The following is a 6,888-nucleotide window of genomic DNA, read 5'->3' on the forward strand; positions in this document are numbered from 1 at the left end:
AGCCGCGATAATTAAGGCCGTACAACCTGCAGATCACGCAGGTGCCGGTAGAAGGTCACGCGCTTGACGGCTCGCTTCGCGCTGACGCCATCGACGATTACGCGCAGCTCCGGGCCGCCCGCTTGCACCGCGCGGCCGGTACAGATGCTGGATTCATCGAGCTGGCCGGAGGCGATGGGGGAGGAGAACTTCGATCGCAGCCATCCGCCGAAGCCGGACTTTGCGGCTTCAGCAAGCCCTAGGTCTGCGGATTTAGCAACGGGGGAGACAGCCTTCGCTGCCAAGATCCCCGGCGCATCAATCATCGGTACCAACCGGGCACCATACGTACCGATGCCGGCCTTGCCGGTACCTTCGTGGCGGACGACAACATGATCATCCACGATGATCTCGCCGGTGATGTCCGTGTTATTCCATTCGGAAATCGAAGCCGAGCCCGCCACGGCAAGACCTGCATCATTGCGGATCAGCGGTACTGGGTGCACCGGTGCTGAAAGCGCAACGCTGAGCGCAGATTGCAGATCAGTAGGCAGGCCCCAGTTGCGGGCAGCGGGCGAAGAAGAATCCGTGGGCACATAGGCGATCTCGGCCCAGAGGTAGTCGCCGCGCATCATGCGGCTAAGAACTGCGCTCAAGGCGGCGTCGTCTCCTACCACGACGATGCGTAGTGGCTCCACCAAGTGGGGCCCTTGCGGCGCGAAGGCGGGGGTACTCAAATGCCGGACGTCGGGTTGGGCGGCAATCTCATCGAGGGAAGGGGTGGGATCTTCCGGCAGTGCGGTCTTCGCGGCTGCGTCTAGCGGACGAAGCTCGGAGCGGGTTGGAACCGCGCTGACGTCGAGAACCTCTGCGTGTGGGGGCAAATCCAGGCTGAGTCTGCTTCCGCAACGAACAACGATTAGGGCCACCGTGAGTTACCTTGCCTTTCCCAGCGAATCACCCCGCGAATTGGGGCATAACTTCTACACCCTACAGCGCAAATTACCCCCATTGATAACCGCCAATTGGGGTGGAGGGGGTCACATGGGGATATATTTTTAGTCCACACTACTTTCAACTTCACATTTTATTTATCTTCGTGCCGTGGCACACAGGTAACTATCCCGACAACTTCACGGAGGCTTCATCTTGGCAATTGAATTCACCATGATCCAGTCCATCGGCATCGCTGTCGTGTTGCTCTTGCTGGGTATTTGGCTCAAGCAGCGGATTTATTTCTTTGAGCGCTTTGCTATTCCGGCCCCGGTTATCGGTGGCTTCCTCTTTGCTTTGATCAACCTGGTGCTGCACCAGACTGGTATCGCTGAGATTACGTTCGATACCACGCTGCAGAGCTTCTTCATGGTTATCTTCTTCACCACGGTGGGCTACGGCGCATCGTTGAAGGTGCTGCGCGCCGCCGGCCCGAAGGTAATGGTCTTCCTCGTTGTGGCGATTGTTCTGACCATTCTGCAGAACGTAGTTGCCGTGGGCCTGGCTCCAATCGTTGGTGTCGATGCCAAGCTGGCCTTGATGACGGGCTCTGTTTCCATGACCGGTGGCCACGGTGTTTCGGGCGGTATCGCGCCTCTTGTCGAGCAGTCTGGTGTTAGCGGTGCAGAAACCGTGGCTTACACTGCAGCTACCTTTGGCCTCATCATGGGCTCGCTCATGGGCGGCCCGCTGGCTAACCGCCTGATTACCAAGGGCAATCTGATGGATCAGAAGGCAGCAAAGGTCGATATCGATGAGTCGCTGATTGCTCACGTCGCCCGCAAGCTGCGCGGCGACGCCATGCTGCACGCCTTCGTGATGATTCTGGTTTCGATGCTCATCGGTAGCTTCGTGACCGATGCGATGAACCACTTCGTGGGCATGCTCACCGATAAGGCGGCCTTCCCGCTTTACTTCGGCTCCATGATTGTGGCGATTATCCTGCGCTTTATTAATGACTCTCGTGAGCAGAAGGAATACAAGGAACTGGTCCCAACCCAAGAGGTTGAGATTCTCGGCGTCATTGGCCTGAACTTCTTCCTGGCGATGGCTCTTATGAACATCAAGCTCTGGGAGCTCGCTGAGCTGGCTGTCCCTATGCTCATTCTGCTGGTGGGTCAGACGGCACTCATGTGGCTGTTTGCTAACTTTGTCACCTTCCGCGTCATGGGCCGCGACTACGACGCCGCGGTTCTTACCGCTGGCCACTGCGGCTTCGGTATGGGCGCTACCCCGAACGGCATGGCAAACATGGACTCCGTGGTCACCAAGTTCAAGGAATCCAAGCTGGCTTTCTTCATCCTGCCGATCATTGGCGGCATGTTCATCGACTTCGCGAACATCGTAAACATCTTGGTATTCCTGAACATCGCGTAAACGCGGCGAAGCAGCCGTGTTAAAAAATGAGAGCTGTCAATTAATACCCGTCTGCACACTTCTAGGGGTAAAGTGGTTGCGTATTTGGCTTCAATCATTAGGAAGTGACACCCAGACATGGCAGCAATCGTCATCGTTGGCGCTCAATGGGGCGACGAAGGTAAAGGTAAGGCCACCGATATCCTCGGTGGTAAGGTTGACTACGTAGTCAAGCCGAATGGCGGCAATAACGCTGGCCATACTGTTGTAGTTGGCGGCGAGAAGTATGAGCTCAAGCTCCTTCCCGCCGGCATTCTCTCTGAGAATGCAACTCCGGTATTGGGCAACGGCGTTGTTATTAATCTTGAAGCTCTCTTTGATGAGATCGACGGCCTTGAGGCACGCGGCGCGAATGCCTCGCGCCTGCGAATCTCCGCGAACGCTCACCTGGTAGCGCCGTACCACCAGACCCTAGACCGCGTGCAGGAGCGTTTCTTGGGCAAGCGCGCCATTGGCACCACGGGCCGCGGTATTGGCCCGGCTTACTCCGATAAGGTCGCTCGCATCGGTATCCGCGTGCAGGACATCTTTGATGAATCCATCCTGCGGCAGAAGGTTGAGTCTGCGCTGGACATCAAGAACCAGATGCTGGTGAAGATGTACAACCGCAAGGCCATCGATCCGGAGCAGGTTGTGGAGTACTTCCTGAGCTACCGCGATCGCCTGCGCCCGATGGTTATTGAGGCCGAACTGGAGCTGAACCAAGCCCTGGATGCCGGCAAGCACGTCCTCATGGAGGGCGGCCAGGCCACCATGCTGGATGTTGACCACGGAACCTACCCGTTCGTGACCTCCTCGAACCCGTCGGCCGGCGGTGCCTCGGTCGGCTCCGGTATCGGGCCTACTCGCATTAAGACCTCCCTGGGCATCATCAAGGCCTACACCACCCGCGTGGGCGCCGGCCCGTTCCCAACTGAGCTTTTTGACAAGTGGGGCGAGTACCTGCAAACCACCGGTGGTGAGATCGGCGTTAACACCGGCCGCAAGCGCCGCTGTGGTTGGTATGACTCCGTGGTGGCTCGCTATGCCACCCGCGTCAACGGTTTCACGGACTACTTCCTGACCAAGCTGGACGTGCTCACCGGTATTGGTGAGATCCCCATCTGTGTGGCCTATGACGTAGACGGCAAGCGCTACGATGAGATGCCGCTGACCCAGTCTGAGTTCCACCACGCTGAGCCCATCTTTGAGACCATGCCGGCTTGGGACGAGGACATCACTGACTGTAAGACTTTTGAGGACCTCCCGCAGAAGGCACAGGATTACGTCCTGCGTCTGGAGGAACTCTCTGGCTGCCGCATCTCCTACATTGGTGTCGGCCCCGGCCGCGACCAGACCATCGTGCGCCACGACGTCATGCAAGACCAGTAAGGCGCCAACAAGTTCAAGCCGCACAACCTCAGGCACCGCCTCACGGCGACGGTGCCAGCCAATAACCGCCCCACTTCTCCTACAGCATCGTGCACACAACCATCAGCACGCACCATGCATAGGGAAGCGGGGCGGTTTGTGTTCTTATGGCTACATTTGTGCGTTCAATACGCCCTGCTTGGTGCCGCCTCCGGCAACGCCGCTTACCCATGCGCTGGACAAAACACCCCCGTAAGGAGTTTATTCCTGGGGAAATGTTACGGATGTGGCGATGTGAGATATTTAACAATATTAATCGCGTGTCGCGATCGGAGCAAATAAGGGCAGGTCAAGCATATGTCTTAACTTGTTGTCCCCAAAAAAGTTGTATTCATGGAATTTTCAGGGTTCTGTACGGTTTCTTTAATTCGTGAATGGCGTTAACGTTGGGGACGAGTTTGTTCATCGACCCTTGGAACCTCTGATCTTCTTCCAAGGTGGCAAATGTGAGCTGCTCTCGGTTGCGTAAGCCGGTTTTACCCCTTGCGCGGTCGCGCACCCCTAGCGTGATCAATACTTTCAAGTCTTAAGGAAAGGACTTCTTGATATGAACAAGAAGGCAATCAAGCGTACTGCTGTCTGGCTCTTCCGAAGGAGGGTTCCCAGGTTGACTACTACTGGGTTCGCAAGGACGGCCGGATCTTCAACAACTCCGTCCAGCACGTAAACATTGTGGATCAGGGGCAACTTGCTGCTGATACCAACGTACCGGCGGAAACCTTCGAAGCTACGGGCGCGAATGTTTACCACAACGGTATCTCGAAACAGCTGAAGTATGATCAGGGGAACGGGGTCATTAAGTCCACCACAACCGCTACTATGGCGGGTAGGAACTTCGGTGGAAACAGCTATTGGAACTGGATGCTCAATGAGTACATCAGCCCAGATGTAGCAAAGCACATCACCGACGTCACGGTCTACAAATCTGACATGGAAGGCAATCCAGTAAAGGGTGCCAAGAAATGGAAGATGGACTTCGACAAGGAAACCGGTTTCGCGACCACCGCGACTCGGCCCGAACTGTCCTACAAGCCACACGAGCCTGGCATCGATGCCAAAACCAAGGATGAAGTGTGGGCCAACATGGACAGTATCGTGGGCATCCCCGCTAATGTGACCGGTAGCTACACCATCGAGTATCAGCTTGAGGAGGGGGCTGAAAACCTTGCCAACTCCCCGTATGGCAAGCGCATCGACACCACCTCCTGGATCTCCGTGGACTTCACTGATGCGTGGCCGAAGACGTTGCCGAACGAGGATAAGCAGGACGGTGGCGCCGATCCGACGCTGCTGAAGAACACGCTGAAGTTCGACTACCTCAACATTGCCGATTCTGACGGTGATGGCCTCACCGACGACTACGAACGTGAGTTGGGTACGGACCCGTCAGTCGAAGATACGGATGGCGATGGTATCCGCGATGACGTGGAGGTCCTTACCGATGACACCGATCCGTTAGACCCGAAGTCTTTCCTCCCTGCTGCTCCACAGCCGGAAGCTAAGCAAGTTCTCCCACAGCCTGAGTCTCTGTCCGGCACGATTGCTCGCGAACAGGATAAGGACACCAAGGGCGAGGATATTCCGCTGCTTGATGTCACCAATGCGGATGCGGCGCCGGTGAAGATTGTTGCTGTTCCTACCGACAAGCTGAGTGAAGACGAGAACGGTAAGCCGACTTTCGACGCTGCAGACGCCATTGACGTCGCAACGCTTGATGACGTCGCCGCGATTAAGAAGGGTAAATTTACTTCCGGCAAGCTTGAACTGCAAGACGGTACGGATTACACCCTCGTTGCGGAGTCCCCGAATGGCGAGCGCACCAAGGGCGGTACGTTCAAGGCCACCAAGGATGCCCCGACTGAAGCAACCGCGACCCCGTCCATCGAACCAGTGAAGGCTGATGACACCAAGGTCACTGTCACGGCTCCTGCAGGCAGTGAGGTGAAAGTAACCCTCCCGTCCGGTAAGGAAGTCACCGCAACCGAGGACCCGGACAAACCGGGTACCTTCACTGCAGGCATTCCTGAGGGCGAAAAGCTCAAGGAAAACGATGAGATCTCGGCTACTGCAACGGAGGATGGTAAGAAGCCTTCCGAGCCGGCAACCGTAAAGGTTGAGGCTGCGGACGCACCGGGGCCGGAGACCCCAACCGACCCTGAGGCTGATAAGACCTACGGCGTTGACTACCCAGCACTGCAGAACCTTGCCGTGGACGGCGAGAACGCCACCGCTAAGGTTTCTCCGAAGCTGACCCTCAACGGTGAGGCCGTGGATACCTTGCCTGAGGGATCCACGTTCACGGCAGATACCTCCAACGCCCCTGAGGGCACAGAGGTGACCTTCGATGAGAATGGTGTTGCAAACATCACCGTTCCGAAGCAGGAGCCGGGTGCGCCAGCCAAGGTTTTTGAGTTGCCGATTACCGCGACTATCGACGGCACTGAGTACACCGATACCGTCGTTGTTAACGTTCCTGCCGGCGATGAGAAGCCGGCGCCGAAGGATTTGGTCATCGACAAGCTCAAGGGCCAGGAAGCATGGTCCGATGATGCCATCACTCCGATTCAGGTCTCGGCCAAGACAGCTGATGGTGCGGCGCTGTCCAACCCCACGTATGAGCTCGTCGGCGCACCCGAGGGAATCTCCATCGATGAGAATGGCAAGATTACGGGTACTCCTGCGTACAACAAGGACGCGGCTGACCTCGTGACCGAGGACGGCAACGCCGTCTACAACGTCACCGTGAAAGTCACCGATGGTGAGAGCACCGGCACGCAAACCTTCCCGCTCGTGGTCAAGGACGCCACCGCGGACACTGACGGCGATGGCCTGACGGACAAGGAAGAAGCCGAAAAGGGCACCGACCCGAAGAAGGCCGACACTGATGGTGATGGTCTGACCGATAAGGAAGAGGTTGACGGTTCCAAGAACAACGGCCAGCCGACCGATCCGACCAACGCAGACAGCGACGGTGACGGCGTTAGCGACGGCGACGAGGTCAACAACACTGATGCTGAGGGCAACCCTGCCCCCACTGATCCGAATGATGCGAATGATAAGCCTGCTGGTGAGTCTGAGGGTAAGACCTCG

The 6,888-nt window shown here is 57.1% G+C and carries 4 protein-coding genes; 3 read left to right on the top strand and 1 reads right to left on the bottom strand.

Going from position 1 to position 6,888, the window contains the following annotated elements; genetic code table 11:
- Positions 1 to 11: 11 nt before the first annotated feature.
- On the bottom strand, positions 12 to 908 hold the full coding sequence (locus HMPREF3155_RS00220; protein WP_070432289.1) for a hypothetical protein: 897 nt from the start codon (positions 906 to 908) through the stop codon (positions 12 to 14).
- Positions 909 to 1,128: 220 nt separating this feature from the next.
- On the opposite strand from HMPREF3155_RS00220, the gene gltS reads away from it, so the two are divergent.
- The 3 genes from gltS to HMPREF3155_RS00240 form a co-directional block, all read left to right on the top strand.
- Positions 1,129 to 2,349, top strand: coding sequence for a sodium/glutamate symporter (gltS, locus tag HMPREF3155_RS00225; protein WP_210385623.1), 1,221 nt, complete (start codon positions 1,129 to 1,131; stop codon positions 2,347 to 2,349).
- A 117-nt stretch (positions 2,350 to 2,466) separates the two neighbouring features.
- Entirely contained in the window at positions 2,467 to 3,759 is a 1,293-nt protein-coding gene (locus HMPREF3155_RS00230) for an adenylosuccinate synthase (RefSeq protein ID WP_070432290.1), read from the top strand.
- Between the two features lie 858 nt (positions 3,760 to 4,617).
- Positions 4,618 to 6,888: Rad2 family DNA repair protein (locus HMPREF3155_RS00240; RefSeq protein ID WP_148138201.1), on the top strand; the 2,271-nt coding region annotated here is incomplete at its 3' end.

It is taken from the genome of Corynebacterium sp. HMSC06D04, from assembly GCF_001807315.1.
GTDB classification, from domain to species: Bacteria; Actinomycetota; Actinomycetes; order Mycobacteriales; family Mycobacteriaceae; genus Corynebacterium; species Corynebacterium simulans.